17 protein-coding genes are annotated in these 17581 nt (G+C 44.5%); 14 read left to right on the forward strand and 3 right to left on the reverse strand.

Annotated features, from left to right (window positions below; translation table 11 throughout):
* The first annotated feature begins 120 nt into the window (after positions 1-120).
* From porG to CPIN_RS05235, 11 genes are all read left to right on the forward strand, one after another.
* Entirely contained in the window at positions 121-987 is an 867-nt protein-coding gene (gene porG, locus CPIN_RS05190; RefSeq protein ID WP_012788724.1) for a type IX secretion system protein PorG, read from the forward strand.
* 231 nt (positions 988-1218) lie between these two features.
* On the forward strand, positions 1219-1980 hold the full coding sequence (locus tag CPIN_RS05195; protein WP_012788725.1) for an undecaprenyl pyrophosphate synthase: 762 nt from the start codon (positions 1219-1221) through the stop codon (positions 1978-1980).
* Positions 1961-4705, forward strand: coding sequence for a BamA/OMP85 family outer membrane protein (locus tag CPIN_RS05200; protein WP_012788726.1), 2745 nt, complete (start codon positions 1961-1963; stop codon positions 4703-4705). Before CPIN_RS05195 ends, CPIN_RS05200 begins: the two co-directional genes overlap by 20 nt.
* A 183-nt stretch (positions 4706-4888) precedes the next feature.
* Positions 4889-5425, forward strand: coding sequence for an OmpH/Skp family outer membrane protein (locus CPIN_RS05205; RefSeq protein WP_012788727.1), 537 nt, complete (start codon positions 4889-4891; stop codon positions 5423-5425).
* 63 nt (positions 5426-5488) lie between these two features.
* Positions 5489-5998: an OmpH/Skp family outer membrane protein gene (locus tag CPIN_RS05210; RefSeq protein ID WP_012788728.1), complete on the forward strand. Its 510-nt coding sequence runs from the start codon at positions 5489-5491 to the stop codon at positions 5996-5998.
* A 177-nt stretch (positions 5999-6175) separates the two neighbouring features.
* The gene (rpmH, locus tag CPIN_RS37535) at positions 6176-6331 is read left to right on the forward strand and encodes a 50S ribosomal protein L34 (protein WP_012788729.1); all 156 of its coding nucleotides are present in this window, start codon (positions 6176-6178) and stop codon (positions 6329-6331) included.
* Between the two features lie 100 nt (positions 6332-6431).
* Positions 6432-6821, forward strand: a complete 390-nt coding sequence (locus CPIN_RS05215) for a ribonuclease P protein component (RefSeq protein ID WP_044217915.1) — start codon at positions 6432-6434, stop codon at positions 6819-6821.
* Positions 6821-7051 (forward strand): membrane protein insertion efficiency factor YidD, encoded by a 231-nt coding sequence (gene yidD / locus CPIN_RS05220; protein WP_012788731.1) that lies wholly within the window; start codon positions 6821-6823, stop codon positions 7049-7051. Before CPIN_RS05215 ends, yidD begins: the two co-directional genes overlap by 1 nt.
* A 118-nt stretch (positions 7052-7169) precedes the next feature.
* Positions 7170-8837 carry a S41 family peptidase gene (locus tag CPIN_RS05225; protein ID WP_012788732.1) on the forward strand — a complete coding sequence of 556 codons (1668 nt, stop codon included), beginning with the start codon at positions 7170-7172 and terminating at the stop codon, positions 8835-8837.
* A 171-nt stretch (positions 8838-9008) separates the two neighbouring features.
* A complete protein-coding gene (locus tag CPIN_RS05230; protein ID WP_012788733.1) occupies positions 9009-10397 on the forward strand; it encodes a Gfo/Idh/MocA family protein in 1389 nt (462 codons plus the stop codon).
* 10 nt (positions 10398-10407) lie between these two features.
* The gene (locus tag CPIN_RS05235; RefSeq protein ID WP_245552086.1) at positions 10408-11193 is read left to right on the forward strand and encodes a 3-keto-disaccharide hydrolase; all 786 of its coding nucleotides are present in this window, start codon (positions 10408-10410) and stop codon (positions 11191-11193) included.
* Positions 11194-11247: 54 nt separating this feature from the next.
* On the opposite strand, the gene CPIN_RS05240 is transcribed toward CPIN_RS05235, so the two are convergent.
* Positions 11248-11853, reverse strand: a complete 606-nt coding sequence (locus CPIN_RS05240) for a superoxide dismutase (protein WP_012788735.1) — start codon at positions 11851-11853, stop codon at positions 11248-11250.
* A 548-nt stretch (positions 11854-12401) separates the two neighbouring features.
* On the opposite strand from CPIN_RS05240, the gene CPIN_RS36350 reads away from it, so the two are divergent.
* From CPIN_RS36350 to CPIN_RS05255, 3 genes are all read left to right on the forward strand, one after another.
* Positions 12402-13106, forward strand: coding sequence for a LuxR C-terminal-related transcriptional regulator (locus tag CPIN_RS36350; RefSeq protein WP_012788736.1), 705 nt, complete (start codon positions 12402-12404; stop codon positions 13104-13106).
* 152 nt (positions 13107-13258) lie between these two features.
* Positions 13259-13468 carry a hypothetical protein gene (locus CPIN_RS38895; protein WP_012788737.1) on the forward strand — a complete coding sequence of 70 codons (210 nt, stop codon included), beginning with the start codon at positions 13259-13261 and terminating at the stop codon, positions 13466-13468.
* Positions 13469-13615: 147 nt separating this feature from the next.
* A complete protein-coding gene (locus CPIN_RS05255; RefSeq protein ID WP_012788738.1) occupies positions 13616-14542 on the forward strand; it encodes an SPFH domain-containing protein in 927 nt (308 codons plus the stop codon).
* A 62-nt stretch (positions 14543-14604) separates the two neighbouring features.
* On the opposite strand, the gene CPIN_RS05260 is transcribed toward CPIN_RS05255, so the two are convergent.
* Together CPIN_RS05260 and ligA are read right to left on the reverse strand one after the other, a co-directional pair.
* Positions 14605-15045, reverse strand: a complete 441-nt coding sequence (locus tag CPIN_RS05260; RefSeq protein WP_012788739.1) for a nucleoside deaminase — start codon at positions 15043-15045, stop codon at positions 14605-14607.
* A gap of 14 nt (positions 15046-15059) precedes the next feature.
* Complete coding sequence (gene ligA / locus CPIN_RS05265) at positions 15060-17189, reverse strand: NAD-dependent DNA ligase LigA (RefSeq protein ID WP_012788740.1); 2130 nt, start codon at positions 17187-17189, stop codon at positions 15060-15062.
* Positions 17190-17581: the final 392 nt, after the last annotated feature.

Consider the following 17581-nt stretch of genomic DNA (forward strand, 5'->3'; position numbering starts at 1 on the left):
TACAGAGAATTGCAAATAAGCACATTAGTATTTTTCATTACATTTGTTTGATTTATTTAATACCAAAAGCAGGGATAATCGCGTTTAAGGAATTATCGTCGCGTTAAGCAGTACCGATCTATGGGTAAACCTTACTTTTTCTTCAAGTGTTTCTTAAAGTCCGGCCTCGTAGCAGTAATATCCCTGTTCCTGACGCCCGCTTTCGCTCAGAATGAGCTGTCATATACCGGAGAATTGGGCCTTTCAGTGGGCGCAGCTCATTATTTTGGGGATCTCAATACCAAAGGTGCGCTGAATGCTGCCAAGCCGTCTATAGGCATTTATTACCGGAAGTACATGAACGACTATATTGGTCTGCGTGTACATGGTCGTTTTATGCAGCTGGGCTATTCCGATATTTACAACAAGAATGATTTTCAGCACAGACGTAATCTGAGTTTCAATACAGACGTATTTGAGCTGGGGGTACAGGGTGACTTTAACTTTTTCCGGTTTGAGCCGGGTTCTCAATATTACCGCTTTTCGCCTTATTTCACCGGCGGGGCATCTCTCTTCTATTATAATCCTTATGCTTACCTGAACGGGGTGAAATACCGTCTGCAACCCTTGCGTACCGAGGGGCAGGGTAGCGCCATGTATCCGGATCGGAAGCCTTACAGTCTGACGTCCCTGGCATTTTTGCTGGGAGGAGGTTTCAAGTATAACGTCTCCCGCAAGGTGAACCTTGGTTTGGAGGTCTTATACCGGTTTACCAACACCGACTATCTGGATGATGTAAGTACCACTTATGCTGGTCCGGCCGTATTTCCTCCTGATGCTCAGGGACATAACACTACTGCCTATCTTTTACAGGACCGTTCCTACGCTACAGGAGACCGTATCGGGGTAGCCGGACGTCAGCGTGGCAACAGCCGGGACAAGGACCAGTTTGTTACTGCGGAGCTCACAATCAGCATTTTATTCACCTCTTACAGATGTAAATTCTGATTTCGCAGTCATGGTCAGGCTATTGGCAGTTCAATAATGCCAATTGGCCTATTTTGTTAAATTTTCATTATCAGTTTTTGGCGCAAAACAGCGGTCAGTAAAGGATTTCGCTGTTAAAACTACGTTAAAACCCCCTCCCCCCCTTTGCCGGGAAAGGCATAATTCTATTTTTGTATCTTTGCAAACTTTACTAAAAATCTGTATCGATATTATAATCCGCCGGAGATACTCATGAGTTTGAAGGATAAATTAGACTTGCAACGGTTACCACGACATATTGCCATCATTATGGATGGAAATGGCCGTTGGGCTAAAGAGCGTGGCCAGGACAGACTTTTCGGACACCATGAGGGCGTCGAAAGTGTTCGCAATATTACCGAGGCCTGTGCTGAATTAGGTATCGGGTACCTTACCTTGTATGCTTTTTCGACAGAAAACTGGGACCGCCCCGTTTACGAGGTAAACGGTATCATGGAATTACTCGTAAATACCATCCGCAATGAGGTAGCTACTCTCATGAAAAATAATATCAGGCTGCATGTGATTGGGGACATGAACATGCTGCCGGGTAACTGTAAAAATGAAATGGAGGAGGCTATGTCCATCACCAGCCAGAATACCGGGCTTAACCTGGTAATGGCCCTCAGTTACAGTGCCCGTTGGGAGATCGTGAATGCCGCGAAAAATATCGCCCAGGATGTAAAAGATGGTAAGCTCGCACCGGAGGCAGTAACCCCTGAGATGTGGCAGAAATATCTTTGTACTGCTACACTGCCAGACCCCGAACTGATGATCAGAACGAGCGGAGAATGCAGGATCAGTAACTTTCTACTATACCAGTTGGCCTATGCGGAGTTATATTTTACCGACACGCGTTGGCCGGATTTCCGCAAAGAACACCTTTACGAAGCCATCCTCAATTTTCAGAACAGAGAAAGGCGCTTTGGCAAAACAAGCGAACAAATACAGCAGAATGAAGAAATTATTTCCTAAGAGCCTACTGGCCATAGTATTATGTTGCAGTGCCGGCATTCGTGTGTCCGCCCAGATCAGGGACACTAGTGTTACGCCGGTTCCAACACCTGACCAGCAAGCGGCGGGATTGAATTTATCAGGTCCGTTACAGGCACAGCCTTACGAAATTGCTGACATTACCATTGTAGGGACGCAATACCTGGATAAATCTCTGCTGATTTCCCTGTCAGGCCTCAATGTCGGTGATAAAGTGGTTTATCCCGGCGGTGACCAGTTCGCAAAGGCCATCCAGAGTCTCTGGGGCCAGCGTTTGTTTGCCAACGTTGCTATTTATGTTACCAAAATAGAAGACGGGAAGATTTGGCTGGAAATAGAACTCCAGGAACGCCCTCGTCTGAATAACTTCGTTTTCAGAGGTGTTAAAAAGTCTGAAACAGAAGAACTGATAAAAAAAGCCGGCCTGCGTAAAGGATCCGTTGTAACCGAGAGCATGAAACAGAATGCAATCGGCGTGATCTCTAAACACTATGGCGATAAAGGCTTCCGCAATGCTACTGTTAACATTACCGAAAGAACAGATACCTCCCAGGTAAATGCTTCCGACCTGGTAATTACCGTAGTAAAAGGTGGTAAAGCAAAAGTGAACGATATCCAGATCGTGGGTAACGACAATATTGACGATACAAGAGTGAAGAAGAAAATGAAAGGTACCAAAGAGCGTACCCGCTTCACTTTATATCCGGATATCGAGTCGGTATATGAAGATTCAACCGAACTGCAGGAAAACTACTGGAAAACCTTCGGTTTCCTGTATCCTTCCCGCACTATGGAACAACTGGATCCGTATTTCCGTTTCAAATTATTCTCTTCTGCCAAGTTCAATGAGAACAAATACGCAGAAGACAAAGAGAAAGTAATCGCTTATTATAACACACAGGGTTACCGTGACGCCGTTCTGGTGAGAGATACTACTTATCGTGCGCACAATGGTGGTGTAAACGTAGCCATGCAGATCAGCGAGGGTAAGAAATATTACTTCGGTAACATTACCTGGAAAGGTAACAGCCGTTATAACGACTCCCTGCTGACCCGTGTACTCGGTATCAGAAAAGGAGATACCTACAACCAGGAACTGCTGCAGAAACGCTTATTGTCTTCTGAAGGTGGCGACATCGGTGGTATGTACATGGACTTCGGTTACCTGTTCTTCCGTGCTGACCCTGTAGAGGTGGCGATCCATGGCGATACCATCGACTATGAGATCCGTATCTCTGAAGGTCCGCAGGCAACCATCAAAGAAGTACGTATTGCCGGTAACGAAAAAACCAACGAACACGTAATCCGTCGTGAGTTGCGTACGCTGCCTGGTGAGAAATTCAGCCGTACTGACCTGATCCGTTCCAACCGCGAGATCGCGAACCTCGGTTTCTTCAACCCTGAGAAGATCGGTATGGACCCTATCCCGAACATCCAGGATGGTACCGTGGATATCAACTACACTGTAGAAGAGAAAGCGAATGACCAGCTGGAATTATCTGCAGGATGGGGTGGTTACATCGGTCTGACCGGTACTTTGGGTGTGACCTTCAACAACTTCTCCCTGCGTAACATTTTAAGAAAGGAAACATGGGATCCATTACCAAGTGGTGACGGCCAGAAATTATCTGTGCGTGTATCATCCAACGGTAAAGCCTATCGCTCCTATAACTTCTCATTTACCGAGCCATGGTTAGGTGGTAAAAAGCGTAACCAGTTCTCTGTCAGCTTCTACAGCAGCTACCAGAACCCGAACGCTTATTCTGCTTATATATATGGTAGCACCCTGTCTAACAATGCTTACTTCAAAGTATTGGGTGGTTCCGTATCCCTCGGTAAACAGCTGAAATGGCCTGATGACTTCTTCACGCTGATCTACTCCCTGAACTATCAGCAGTATAAACTGAAGAACTATAACTATTTCAATATTCCTGGTTTCTCCAGCGGTACTTCCAATAACGTCAACATTAAACTGACCCTCGCCCGTTCATCTGTGAACCAGCAGATCTATCCGAGCAGTGGTTCTAACTTCCTGTTGTCCGGACAGTTCACGCCTCCTTACTCCATATTTAATCCTAACAGGGATTACAAACTGGAGTCTATTCAGGATCAGTTTAACCTGATTGAATACCAGAAATATCGTTTCAACGCGGAGTGGTACGTTCCATTGAGCAGACCTAAAGGTTCTGATAACAAAGTGTTCGTACTGAAAGTAGCCGCTAAATTCGGTTACATCGGCCGCTACAACAACCGCACAACATTGTCTCCATTTGGTCGTTTTGAGCTGGGTGGCGATGGTCTGAGTAACTTCGCGATCTATGACCGTGATATCATCTCCCAGAGAGGTTATCCGGTATACTATACCTCGGATCCTAGGATGAACTCAGAAACCGGACAACCAACAGGTTATGAAGGTTTCACCGTGTTCAACAAATATGTGATGGAGTTACGTTATCCGTTCAGTCTGAACCCAAGCTCTACCATCTTTGGTCTGGCGTTCGTGGAGGCAGCCAATGGTTACCGCGATGTAAGAGACTTCAATCCGTTCAGATTACGTCGTTCAGCAGGTCTCGGTATGCGTTTCTACCTGCCGATGTTTGGTCTGCTTGGATTTGACTATGGTATCGGTTTCGACCGTCTGCAGTCCGGCAATGGTCTGAAAGATGCTGCTAAGTTCACCTTCATGCTGGGCTTCGAACCGGAATAATCGATACGCCCGTTGGCATAAAAAACGCGCAGGCGTTGATATTCAGTCAGTCGCATGAAGAAAAAAGTGCAGTATAATGGACCTAAAGTGGTAGTGCGGAATGATGTTAGAATAAATTTTAAATTATATATTGCAATTTCGAACCCTGGTATCAATTTGGCAGGTAATTTGAAAACGACAAGTATGAAAAAAATATCCCTCATAGCCGCCGTTCTGTTCTGTTGCACATTTACGGCCTTTGCACAGCGCTACTGCGTGATAGACACAAAGTATATCCTGGAAAACGTGCCTGATTATAAAGAGGCACAGGGTAAACTGGATGCTGTCGCAGAACAATGGCAGAAAGAAATAGACGCTAAATTCCTGGAAGTAGATAAGATGTACAAGTCTTATCAGGCAGAACAGGTGATGCTGACAGAAGAACTGAAACATAAAAGAGAGGAAGAAATAATAGCAAAGGAGAAAGAAGCAAAAGATCTGCAGAAGAAGCGCTTCGGATATGAAGGAGATCTTTTCAAGAAACGTGAGGAACTGGTAAAGCCTATTCAGGATAAAGTTTACAACGCCGTTCAGAAACTGGCCGCGCAGAGGATGTATGACTTCATACTGGATAAATCGGGAGGAGTAACTGTCATCTTCTCTGATCCTAAACTGGATAAGAGCGACGACATTCTGCGTTCCCTGGGTATTAAGAAAGACGCACCGGCTACAGGCGAGTAATCGTATAAACCATTTTATAACCTTTGTATTAGTATTAAAAGTTTTTTAAACACAGACAACATCATGAAGAAGTATGTAATTATTGCTTTCGTGGCAGTTTCAGGATTGTTCAGCGTAAATGCAATGGCTCAGTCCAAGGTTGGACATATTAACGCTCAAGCTCTGATCGAGGCTATGCCGGAGGCACAGACTGCACAGAAAACACTGCAGCAGTTTGCAGAGGAGCTGGATAAAGATGGTAAAGGGCTGATCGATGAATACCAGAAGAAACTGGCTGAATTCGATAAATCTGCAGCTACTATGACTGATAACATGAAGGAGATCAAAACTAAAGAGATCCAGACTGCTCAGAAAAATATACAGGACTACCAGGAATCAGCTCAGCAGAAAATCGAGCAGAAACGTGGTGAAATCCTGAAACCAATCTACGATAAAGCACGTAAAGCAATCGAAGATGTAGCTAAAGAAAAAGGCTACGGTTACGTAATCGACAGCTCTGTAGGCGTTCTGCTGGTGTCTCCTGCAGGTGATGACCTGGCTCCGGCTGTTAAAACAAAACTGGGTATCAAATAATTCGCTATAAGCAGTTATTAACTTTTATAGCTGCCCCGGAGTAACTCCGGGGCAGTTTTTTTTAGAAAACACTTTACTATTTGATAATTTTCCCTACCTTTGCCTTCCGTTTTAAAAACAGGATTCCGCAATCCGGGATAGTGTTTAGTATAGTACAGGTAAAAACAAAATATTAAAATGAAACGTACTTTTCAACCGCATAACAGACGCAGAAAGAGCGTTCATGGTTTTAGAAAGAGAATGGAAACTGCTAACGGCCGTAAAGTATTAGCTTCCCGTAGAGCTAAAGGACGTAAGAAATTAACAGTTTCTGACGAGCGGAAGCTGAAATAAGAACCGCTGTTTAACTGTGTAACTGAGAAGTGCACAGGCTTTAAGGCTGGTTCCTGATAGAACAGAATGTATCGCTATAGGTTGATAAATCGAACTTGCCATAAAAACTTATTCTTTTAACAAGGAAGAAAGGTTAAAAAGCAGAAAACTCATTGAAACGCTTTTTCGCGAAGGAAAAGCGTTTTCTGTTTTTCCCTACCGCATAGTGTATATGCAGGTAGATCAACCTCTCAGTAAATATCCCGTACAGGTCGGCTTTAGCGCCTCTACGAAGCGGTTCCCTCATGCCGTAGACCGTAACCGGGTAAAACGTCTTACCCGCGAATGCTGGCGCCTGCAAAAGCAGGAATTCTACAACACATTGCAGCAACAGTCCCGTCAGCTGCTCGTTTTCTTTATTTATACAGATAAGAAAATAGCCCCCTATGCCACCCTGCACCATAAAATTTCGGTAATTTTAAAGAAGCTGGAAAAAGAAGTGGCGCAATAATGAAAGTCTTCCAATACTTGAGTTACCCGTTTATATGGCTGATCAGGATCTACCAATGGGGGATCTCCCCGCTGCTGGGTGCTAATAAATGCCGCTATACCCCCACCTGTTCCCAATACGGTGTGGAAGCCCTGCAAAAACATGGGCTGTTCAAAGGCGGTTACCTGACCATTAAACGCATATTGTCCTGCAACCCCTGGGGTGGGCATGGACACGATCCCGTACCTTAGGCTGGAAAGCACCTAGTTATTAGGATAGATCCCAATGTTTTAACAGTTTATGTTTAATAGATTGACTAATTTTCACAACAGAAGCTTTTTCTCTGTAACAGACTAACTGAAAGAACCTATGCGTGCATTTTTTCGCAGAAATAGAAGAATGATGCTGGTATTGGTGCTGCTGGTGGCCGGCGGTATGAGTATCATGGCTTATAATGAGAAGGATAAGTACTTCGAAATAGCCAAGAATCTTGACATATTCGCCGCCTTTTACCGCGAACTCAATACCTACTACGTAGATGAATTGCCTCCCGAAAAACTCATGCATAAAGGCATTGACGCCATGCTGGAAGAGACAGACCCTTACACTGATTTCATACCGGAAGAAAACCTGGATGAACTAAAGTTTATGGCCACCGGTAAATACGGTGGAGTAGGGGTGTCCGTCAATACCGACAGCGAACGCACCGTTATCACCGACGTATACGAAGGCGGTCCGATGGATAAAGCCGGTGTGAAACCTGGCGATATCATTCTCTCACTTGATGGGAAGGATATCAAAGGACTGGACCAGGAGGAGATCAGCCGTATGCTGAAAGGTGCTCCGGGCTCTTCCCTGGATATGATCACCAAACATCCTGTTACCGGTGCACAGAACACCAGGAAGATTAATCGGGAAGAAATCAATGTGAAAGCTGTCAGCTTCTCCGGTATCACCAACCGCGATATCGGGTATATCAGGATGACACAGTTCACCGAAAACAGCGGGGAACTGGTACAAGGGGCTTTCGCAGAACTTAAAAAGCAATATCCTTCCATGAAAGGGCTGATACTGGACCTCAGAGGTAACCCGGGTGGTTTACTCGATGAAGCAGTGGTAGTGGCCAATATCTTCGTGGATAAGAATAAAACGATTGTTAGCACCAAAGGAAAAGTAAAGAGCTGGGACAGGGAATATAAAACCGAAACATCCGCATTCGATGCACATATCCCCCTGGTCGTACTGACCAACCGCTCCTCGGCTTCCGCTTCAGAAATCGTGGCAGGCGCTATTCAGGACCTCGATAGGGGCGTAATTATCGGTCAGCGTTCCTTTGGTAAGGGATTAGTGCAAACCACGCGTCCGCTGCCTTATAATGCGAAACTGAAAGTGACCACCGCGAAATACTACACACCAAGCGGTCGCTGTATCCAGGCCATTGACTATTCCCACAGAAACAGCGATGGTGAGGTGGAATATGTAGCCGATTCTGTGCGTAAATCCTTTAATACTGTAGCTGGCCGTAAAGTAAGAGATGGCGGTGGCATAGAACCAGATGATGCAGTAGAACCAACCCTGCTCAGCCAGGTAGCTATCACCCTGTTGCGTAAACAATACATCTTTGATTTCGCTACCCAGTATTACTACAGTCATCCGAAAATTGCAGCTGCCAATACCTTCGAACTTAGTGAAGACGATTTCTCCGATTTCCTGAAATATCTCGATGGCAGAAACTACAGCTACAAAACCCGTAGTGAAGAAGCCCTGGAATCATTCCAGGCTACCGCCAGAAAAGAGAAATACTATGAGGCAGTAGCAAAAGAGTTTGAAGCGCTGCAGGTCAAAATGAAACATGATAAGAAACAGGACCTGCTGAAGAATAAAACAGAAATCAAACGGTTACTGGAAGAAGAGATCGCCAGCCGTTACTATATGCAGCGTGGTCGTATTGAAAAATCACTTTCCAGTGATAATGAAGTCAATGAGGCGATTGCCGTACTGCATTCACCGGAACGTTATCAGCAGTTACTGAAATAACAACAACTTCTTTTTAAAAGGATAAAAGTCCATAAGCAGGCTGCTTTCGCACCTGTTTGTGGACTTTTCTTTTTCAGGCAGCCGCCGGAAAATTATGATTTCCGGCATTTTAATTTTAATTTATGCTTCTCTTCTCTACACACGTTATTAAAAACCAAAATAAAGAACTGCATGCCTGAAAATGCTAATAACAACTCTCGCAGGGGATTTATCACCAAAGTGGCGAAAGGAGTAGTGGGCGCCTCTTTATTGCCCAACATCATCACAGCAGCCGACAGAAAACGTAACCTCGAATCACTGTCGCGTGTAAACGAAAAGTATAGTGCCAATGACCAGATCCAGATCGCACTGATCGGAGCCGGTGGCATGGGTACTGCGGATACCAATACCGCTATTACCGTACCCGGCGCTAAACTGATAGCCGCCTGTGACCTCTACGATGGTCGTCTTGCAGATGCAAAAAAGAAATGGGGTAACGACATCTTTACTACCCGCGATTATCGTGAGATCCTTGAGCGTAAAGATGTAGATGCGGTTATTATCGCCACACCCGATTTCTGGCACAAAGACATCTCCGTGGCTGCGATGAATAAAGGCAAATCTGTCTATTGCGAAAAACCCATGGTACATGACATTTCTGAAGGCCCTGCCGTAGTAGAGGCACAACAGAAAAACAGCAAAGTGGTATACCAGGTAGGAAGCCAGGGGATGAGTTCTCTGGGGAATGAAAAAGCCAGACAATTGCTGAAAGACGGCGCTATCGGAAAACTCAATTATGCGGAAGGATTCTGGGCACGTATGTCTCCCTTCGGCGCCTGGCAGTACCCTATTCCGGCGGACGCTTCTACGAAAACCGTCGACTGGACCACTTATCTGAAAAATGCGCCTAAAAGAGATTTCGACCCCTTACGCTTTTTCCGTTGGCGTAATTACAGGGATTATGGTACCGGCGTATCCGGCGATCTGTTTGTACACCTGTTCTCCAGTCTGCATTTTGTAACCGGTTCTATCGGACCAGAAAAAGTAATGGCTACCGGTGGTCTCCGTTACTGGAAAGATGGCCGTGAAGTACCGGATGTAATGCTCGGCATGTTTGACTATCCTGAAACGGAAGTACATCCTGCATTTAACCTTTCCCTGCGCGTGAACTTCGTGGATGGTACCGGTGGTACCAACTATCTGCGGATGGTAGGCAGCGAAGGTTCTATGACGGTAGAATGGGATAAGGTAACCCTGTATCGCAACAAAACATATGCAGCTACAGACGATCCTTTATTGCAGGGCAAAAAGGATGTCGATCATGGTAAACAGTACGTTTATGACCGTAAGGAAATGCTGCCGCCGGATAAGCTGGAATATGTAGCGGAAGAAGGCTATAAAGGCGCTCATTTTGATCACTTCTACAATCTGTTCAATGCGATGCGCACAGGTGGTAAAGTAAGTGAAGACGCCCTGTTTGGCTATCGGGCAGCCGCACCTGCATTACTGTGTAACGATAGCTACTTTAACAACCGTATTATTCAATGGGATCCTAAAGCCCTGAAATCGATAAACAAATAAACCAAAGATCATGATGAAATTATTTGTTCCGGCATTATCAGTAATGGCCATCAGCCTGGCAGCATGCGGCGGTGGTTCAAATTCCACGTCGAATGACAGTACTACCGTCACAGCCGATACGTCTGCAGCGCAGGCGCCTGTAACAGATGCAGCAGACAACCTGCTGTCAGATACAGAAAAATCAGAAGGATGGACATTGTTGTTCAACGGTCAGAACCTTGATGGCTGGCATATTTATAAAAGCAAACAGTCGAATAGCTGGGTAGCCGATAATGGTACCCTGCACTGCCTGGGAAGCGAAAAAGATAAGAGTGATAAACGTGCGGATCTGACGTCCGACAGCACATATGAAAACTTTGAGTTCCGTACGGACTGGAAGATTGCTCCAAAAGGTAACAGCGGTATTATCTATCTGGCTTCAGAAGACCAGGAATCAGCTTATCTGAGCGGTCCTGAGTACCAGCTGATCGATGATGAGAACTTCCCTGAAAAACTGGAGGACTGGCAGAAAACCGGCGCTAACTACGCAATGGGCGCTCCGCTGGTAGCTGCGGCTAAGCCAGTTGGGGAGTGGAATCATACCCGTATTGTTGTAAATAAAGGACATGTGGAACACTGGCTGAACGGTCAGAAGACTGCTGACTATCAGATCGGTTCTCCTGAATGGAAGAAGGCCAGAAAAGAAGGTAAATGGAAAGATGCCAAAGCTTACGGTGAAACAAAAAAAGGTCATATAGACCTCCAGGATCACGGAAGCGAAGTATGGTTCAGGAATGTGAAGATCAAACAATTGTAAATAATAAGGCCCGGTCAGCGACCGGGCCTTATCTTTATGGGAAAGCCGCTAAAATTATTTAGCAGCTTCGTAGTTCTTAGCTACTTCGCTCCAGTTAACCACGCTCCAGAAAGCTTTCAGGTATTCCGGACGACGGTTCTGATATTTCAGGTAGTAAGCGTGTTCCCAAACGTCGATACCCAATACTGGCGTACCTTTTACTTCAGCAACATCCATCAGTGGATTGTCCTGGTTTGGCGTGGAAGTGATTTCCAGTTTACCGTCTTTTACGATCAACCATGCCCAACCGGAACCAAAACGGGTAGCACCGGCGTTAGCAAATTTCTCTTTGAATTCTTCAAAAGAACCGAAAGTGCTCTTAATAGCATCTGCCAGCGCGCCTGTAGGTTCACCACCTGCATTAGGGCCGATTACTTTCCAGAAGAAGCTGTGGTTCCAGTGACCACCACCGTTGTTTCTTACAGCAGGGCTGATTTTACCAGCGCTTGCTACCAGCTCTTCCAGGGATTTATTTTCATTTTCAGTACCGGCAATCGCTTTGTTCAGGTTGTCTACATATGCCTGATGGTGCTTACCGTGGTGAATTTCCATTGTCAGTTTATCAATATGTGGTTCCAGTGCGTCGTGTGCGTACGGTAAGCTCGGAAGTGTAAATGCCATAACTTAATGTTTTATTGCGTTAATGAATATGTATCTCAAAAAGAGTTTTCAAATTTACTGCCTAATATCATAAATATCAAACACGGCCGGGACCGGCGGCACAATTAAGAATTAAGAATTAACAATTAAGAATTAAAATGACTAATGGTCTTACACATCAACTATAGCGTCTATTCCTTGAAGGATCGACCTTTGCCGCTAAGCCTGATGCAACCGGCGCTTATTCAAAAATGGGCTTATCGGGGCCTTCAGACTAACCAATTCCTAATTCCTAATTCCTAATTCTTAATTTCTAATTTTTAATTCCTAATTCCCTGTCGCCTCCCGCGACTAGGTGGTTTCGCCCAATTCGCATACCAATTATGTTGGATATATACTTTTTTATTTTATATTTACGTTAAGCGTTGTAACAAATTTTCGTGTTACATTCCTGTTCGTTTAAACTTGAAAGTTACAATACTAGACAATCCTGCGTTGCGTAGGATCAGGTTTGCTATGTCACTCCTGAGCCCTTAAGTTTCAGCTATTGTTTGTATAAAACTTAATGTATGTTGACAGATTCGGACATGGGCCAGAGCTATTCCCTCAACGCCTTACAAAAGGAAAATGAACTGTTAAAGACCCGCATCCAGTCACTGGAAAGTCTTTTAGACCATTTCCCCGCTATGCTTTATACTCACCAGAATAATTCCAAAACGATCAACTGGTGTAACCGCTATATGGAAGATGTAACAGGATACACTTTAGCGGAAATGAATAGCTTGGGATTGGATTTCTTTAAAAAAGTCATGCATCCCGATGATTTTGAACTGGCTGTCATAGCCCAACAGTCGTTCAAAGAGAATAAGAATGTATTTGGGGGAGTCTTGCGGTTTCGTAAACGGGGCGCCGAAAACTGGCGCTGGCTGACAGGCATTGCTATTCCTTACAGCAGGGATGAAGCCGGTGGTGTGAAAGAGGTGATCTGTGCATTTGTAGATATGACCATGGCCATGGATACCAATGACCAGCTAACTGAAGCCATGCTGGATGTCATGCGTCGTAAACATGAAGATCTCATCAGTAAACTCACCCCGCGTGAGAAAGATATTCTCAAACTCACTGTAAAGGGATTGAATAACAAAGAGATAGCCGCTGAGTTAAATCTTAGTCGTTATACTATAGAAACACATCGTAAAAATATCCGGATCAAGCTGAAAGTCCGTAATACAACCGAATTAATCGCTTTAGCAAGAAAGGTTGGTTATCAATAAATTATGTAGTGTAAACTGTAGGTGGTTAGAGGAAATACAGGTAAAAATACCCAAGCTTGGGTATTTGATGCCAGGATAAAGTCGACTAAATTAGTGGCATTAGAAAAACAGATTTTTTAAACGTTAGAAAGACATCCGAAACCCCTATTGCTATGATTACAGATGAAAGTGCGTTGAGTATCTTGCAACTTGACCGTTCAGCAACAGCAGAGGAGATAATGGCGAGATATGAAATGTTGAAATATCAATATAAAAAGATCAAGGATGAGACGGGGGATCTCAGAACCCGGCTTGCTTATCAATTGAAGCAGATCGAACTTGACGACGTATACATTTACTTTACAAGGAAACAAAGAATATGACCTAAGCGAATTTAACATTCATTCGTTGTGTTTTTAACTCGGCTTTCGTCCGTTGTTTGTCTCTTTTATGAATCTTAACATTCTCAGGTAAAGTCATTTCCATATTGCCGTCTTTTATCATACATTTATACTCATAAACTCCAAATTATGAGTATTGCATACATTGTAATCGGCGTCATTATCCTGTTTATCCTATTGTCAAGTTTCGTAACCGTACAGCAGGGTACAATCGGCGTCACCACTATCTTCGGAAAGTATAACCGGATTCTCTTCCCTGGCCTGAATTTTAAAATTCCACTGGTTGAAAAGGTATTTAAACGCATCTCTATCCAGAACCGCTCGGTAGAACTGGAATTCCAGGCTATTACCGTTGACCAGGCCAATGTTTACTTTAAGGCCATGCTGCTCTATTCCGTATGGAACCAGGACGAAGAAACCATCAAAAACGTAGCATTTAAGTTTGTGGATGAACGTAGCTTCATGCAGGCACTGGTACGTACCATTGAGGGTTCTATTCGTGGTTTTGTGGCTACCAAACGTCAGTCAGAAGTTCTGGGTCTGCGTCGCGATATCACTGAACACGTAAAAGAACAGATCGATCAGACCCTGGAAGCCTGGGGTTTTCATTTACAGGATCTCCAGATGAACGACATTACCTTCGATGATGCGATCATGAAATCCATGGCGCAGGTGGTAGCTTCCAATAACCTGAAAGCTGCTGCTGAGAACGAAGGTCAGGCATTGCTGATCACAAAAACCAAAGCCGCTGAAGCAGATGGTAATGCGATTAAGATCGCTGCCGAAGCAGAACGTCAGGCTGCACAGTTACGTGGTATGGGTGTGGCTTTGTTCCGCGAAGAGGTGGCAAAAGGTATGACCATGGCAGCCAAAGAAATGCAGCAGGCTAACCTGGATACTTCCGTAATCCTTTTCTCTATGTGGACAGAAGCAATCAAACATTTCGCTGAAAATAGTAAAGGAAATGTGATCTTCCTGGATGGTTCCTCCGAAGGAATGGATCATACTATGCAGCAGATGATGGCGATGAACAAACTGATGGAAAAGAAAAATTAAAAGCTATATATATTGCTGAAAGAAAAGCGGCGTTGTCTCTGGTGAGGCAACGCCGCTTTCGTTTATTTTCTTCGCTGTTCGAAGAAGGTCTTCACTAACTGCAGACTCTCTTCTTCACAAGGCCCTTGCTCTACTTTCGTTTTGGGATGGAAAGGAGAAGTAGCGCCTGCTACTCTGCGATAACTGTTTTTTTCATCTTTTGCCGCATATACGATACGTCCGATCTTGCTCCAGTAAAGCGCACCTGCACACATCAGGCAGGGTTCCAGCGTTACGTATAAGGTGGCTTCCATGAGATACTTGCTGCCCAGGTAATTGAAAGCCGCTGTTAATGCCAGCATTTCTGCATGTGCGGTACAGTCGTTCAGCATTTCTACCTGGTTGCTGCCTTTACCAATGATCTTATCGCTCAGTACCACGATAGCGCCAACAGGTACCTCTCCTGCATCAAATGCTTTACGGGCTTCACGAAGCGCCTGCTGCATATAATATTTATCATCCATGCTGCTCGTCTGCTTTATGATTCCGTAACCGGTGCCTGTGATTGAATCAGGTTCAGGAATTCATCTTCACTCAGTATCCTGATCGTGTTGATTTTTTTCGCTTTCTCCAGTTTACTGCCGGCATCATCACCTACAATCAGGAAGTTCAGTTTGCTGCTTACGCCGCTTAATATTTTACCTCCCTGTTGCTCTACCATCGCTTCTGCATCATTGCGTTTCAGCTTGTTCAGCGTACCGGTAAAAAGGAAGGTTTGTCCGTCAAGATTACCGCCGCCTGGATGATCTGCTTTAGTGCTTTTCAGATTCAGCCCCAACGCTTCTAATTCCTGCAGCATATGAATACTGTCATCCAGGTGGAAGAACTGGTTGATACTACCGGCTACTTTTGGTCCGATATCTTCCAGTGCGAGTAACTGCTCTTCTGTCCAGTCTTTAAGATCCAGCAGGTGATTAACGGCATTTGCGAGTGTCTTGGCCGTAGTTTCACCGACATAACGAATACCCAGACCGAAGATCAGTCTATGTAAAGGTTGCGTTTTTGACTGCTCTATGGCGCTTTGCAGGTTGGTCAACGATTTCTTACCAAAGCCTTCCAGCTTTTCCAGTTGGGCGAAGTCTATTTTATAGATGCCTGGAATATCTTTCATCAGTCCCAGGCCATAGAATTTACGAACGTTGCTCTCACCCAGACTACGGATATCCATCGCGTCTTTGCTGACGAAATGAATCATTCTCTCCACTACCTGTGCCTCGCACATCAGGTTGATACAGCGCCATACGCTTTCACCCTCTGGTTTGAACAGTGGTTCATTACACACCGGACATTCCGTAGGAAATTTAATCTCTTCCTCAGTACCATCGCGCAGATCTGCAAGTGATTTCACGATGTAAGGAATCACGTCGCCCGCTCTTTCTACCAGTACGGTATCGCCTATTTTCAGGTCCTTTTCTTTTACGACATCTTCATTGAACAATGAAATGGAACCAACCGTAACACCGCCTATAGGTACAGGATCGATTTTCGCAACAGGCGTAACGGAACCGGTACGTCCTACCTGGAATTCAACCCTGCGTAATTTACTGGTCGCCTGTCTGGCTTTGAACTTGTACGCCATTGCCCAGCGGGGATGGTGTGTGGTCATACCCAGTTTGTCCTGCAAGGCATAATCATTCACCTTGATCACCATACCATCTATTTCATAAGGCAGATTGTCTCTTTCCTTTTCAAATTCCAGTACATAATCAATGACTGCCTGGATGCCTTTTACCACTTTCATTTCCTTTGCAGGAGAGCGGAAGCCAAGGCTGGCAAGCAGCTGCAGGGTATTGCTGTGTGTTTTGATCTCTTGTGGTTCGGTTTTTCCATCATCCATCACGTGATAGCTCATGTGGTAGAGGAATGCTTCCAGTCCGCGTTTGGCTACTTCACGCGGATCTACCATCCGGAGTGAACCTGAAGCCGCATTACGCGGATTGGCCAGCGGAGGCAGGTTATCAGCTGCACGCTGGTCATTATATGCTTTGAACGTATTCTTATTGATCAACACTTCTCCTCTTATCTCTATGGATTGAATACCATGGGCTGCGAAGTGTGCACTCAGCGGAATAGAACGTATCTGTCTGATATTTGCGGTAATATCTTCTCCGGATACGCCATCGCCACGGGTGGCGCCACGGGTCAGCTTATCATTCTCATAAATGAGGGAAATACTGGCGCCGTCAAACTTGGGTTCAATACAATACTCGATGTCTGTCAGTCCGCTGATCTCACGTGCCTTGCGGTCCCAGTCATTAAGATCATCTGCATTGTAGGAGTTTTCCAGACTCAGCATCGGTACCAGGTGCTGTACTGTGGGGAAATTCTTTGAAATACCCAGTGCAACGCGCTGCGTGGGGGAGTCAGCGCTGACTTTGTCAGGATTAGCGGTTTCCAGTTCTTTCAACCAGGCAAACAACTGATCATATTCGTAATCACTTAAAACGGGGTCACTTTGCACATAGTAACGCCAGTCATTATAAATAATAACCCGGCGCAGGTTCTCCAGCGTACTATCCAGGTCCTGGATAGTTTCTTTTTGCTGCAATTTTCCTAACAGGTCCTTTGCTAATTGAAGCAAAGTGATTTCTATTTCTTTCGTATACATATAAAAAATGCTATCAGAACGTAAAATACAAATACTTTGAAAGTAATGGTTAAAATCATTTAAATCAGCCACTATGGCTTATTTGCTTATAATTTCGTATTTTTTACACTTATTATTTTTAAAAAAAAGATGTTAAAAATGTTTTTTATTAACAAAAATTTAATTAAGATTGTGTAACGAAACGAAAGTATCTGAAAGGCCAAAATTTAAATCTGAGTTTCTAAGGTAGCAATTGCCAATTTGAAGACCCGCTACGAAAGAAATTCAAATGAACGAAGAAATGTAGAGATTCAAACATATTGCTTTTATATTATTCCATGTTACGTAAAAACACGCTTTTATAAATTTCCATGTTAGTGCTTTTATATAATTCTACGTTAATGCTTTTATGT

This window comes from Chitinophaga pinensis DSM 2588, assembly GCF_000024005.1.
Taxonomy (GTDB): Bacteria; Bacteroidota; Bacteroidia; order Chitinophagales; family Chitinophagaceae; genus Chitinophaga; species Chitinophaga pinensis.

What these genes read in the sequence shown, in the direction of transcription:
- porG (WP_012788724.1), top strand. Translation starts at nt 121, where the DNA reads ATGGGTAAACCTTACTTTTTCTTCAAGTGTTTCTTAAAGTCCGGCCTC.
- CPIN_RS05195 (WP_012788725.1), top strand. Translation starts at nt 1,219, where the DNA reads ATGAGTTTGAAGGATAAATTAGACTTGCAACGGTTACCACGACATATT.
- CPIN_RS05200 (WP_012788726.1), top strand. Translation starts at nt 1,961, where the DNA reads ATGAAGAAATTATTTCCTAAGAGCCTACTGGCCATAGTATTATGTTGC.
- CPIN_RS05205 (WP_012788727.1), top strand. Translation starts at nt 4,889, where the DNA reads ATGAAAAAAATATCCCTCATAGCCGCCGTTCTGTTCTGTTGCACATTT.
- CPIN_RS05210 (WP_012788728.1), top strand. Translation starts at nt 5,489, where the DNA reads ATGAAGAAGTATGTAATTATTGCTTTCGTGGCAGTTTCAGGATTGTTC.
- rpmH (WP_012788729.1), top strand. Translation starts at nt 6,176, where the DNA reads ATGAAACGTACTTTTCAACCGCATAACAGACGCAGAAAGAGCGTTCAT.
- yidD (WP_012788731.1), top strand. Translation starts at nt 6,821, where the DNA reads ATGAAAGTCTTCCAATACTTGAGTTACCCGTTTATATGGCTGATCAGG.
- CPIN_RS05225 (WP_012788732.1), top strand. Translation starts at nt 7,170, where the DNA reads ATGCGTGCATTTTTTCGCAGAAATAGAAGAATGATGCTGGTATTGGTG.
- CPIN_RS05230 (WP_012788733.1), top strand. Translation starts at nt 9,009, where the DNA reads ATGCCTGAAAATGCTAATAACAACTCTCGCAGGGGATTTATCACCAAA.
- CPIN_RS05235 (WP_245552086.1), top strand. Translation starts at nt 10,408, where the DNA reads ATGATGAAATTATTTGTTCCGGCATTATCAGTAATGGCCATCAGCCTG.
- CPIN_RS05240 (WP_012788735.1), bottom strand. Translation starts at nt 11,853, where the DNA reads ATGGCATTTACACTTCCGAGCTTACCGTACGCACACGACGCACTGGAA.
- CPIN_RS36350 (WP_012788736.1), top strand. Translation starts at nt 12,402, where the DNA reads ATGTTGACAGATTCGGACATGGGCCAGAGCTATTCCCTCAACGCCTTA.
- CPIN_RS38895 (WP_012788737.1), top strand. Translation starts at nt 13,259, where the DNA reads ATGATTACAGATGAAAGTGCGTTGAGTATCTTGCAACTTGACCGTTCA.
- CPIN_RS05255 (WP_012788738.1), top strand. Translation starts at nt 13,616, where the DNA reads ATGAGTATTGCATACATTGTAATCGGCGTCATTATCCTGTTTATCCTA.
- CPIN_RS05260 (WP_012788739.1), bottom strand. Translation starts at nt 15,045, where the DNA reads ATGGATGATAAATATTATATGCAGCAGGCGCTTCGTGAAGCCCGTAAA.
- ligA (WP_012788740.1), bottom strand. Translation starts at nt 17,189, where the DNA reads ATGTATACGAAAGAAATAGAAATCACTTTGCTTCAATTAGCAAAGGAC.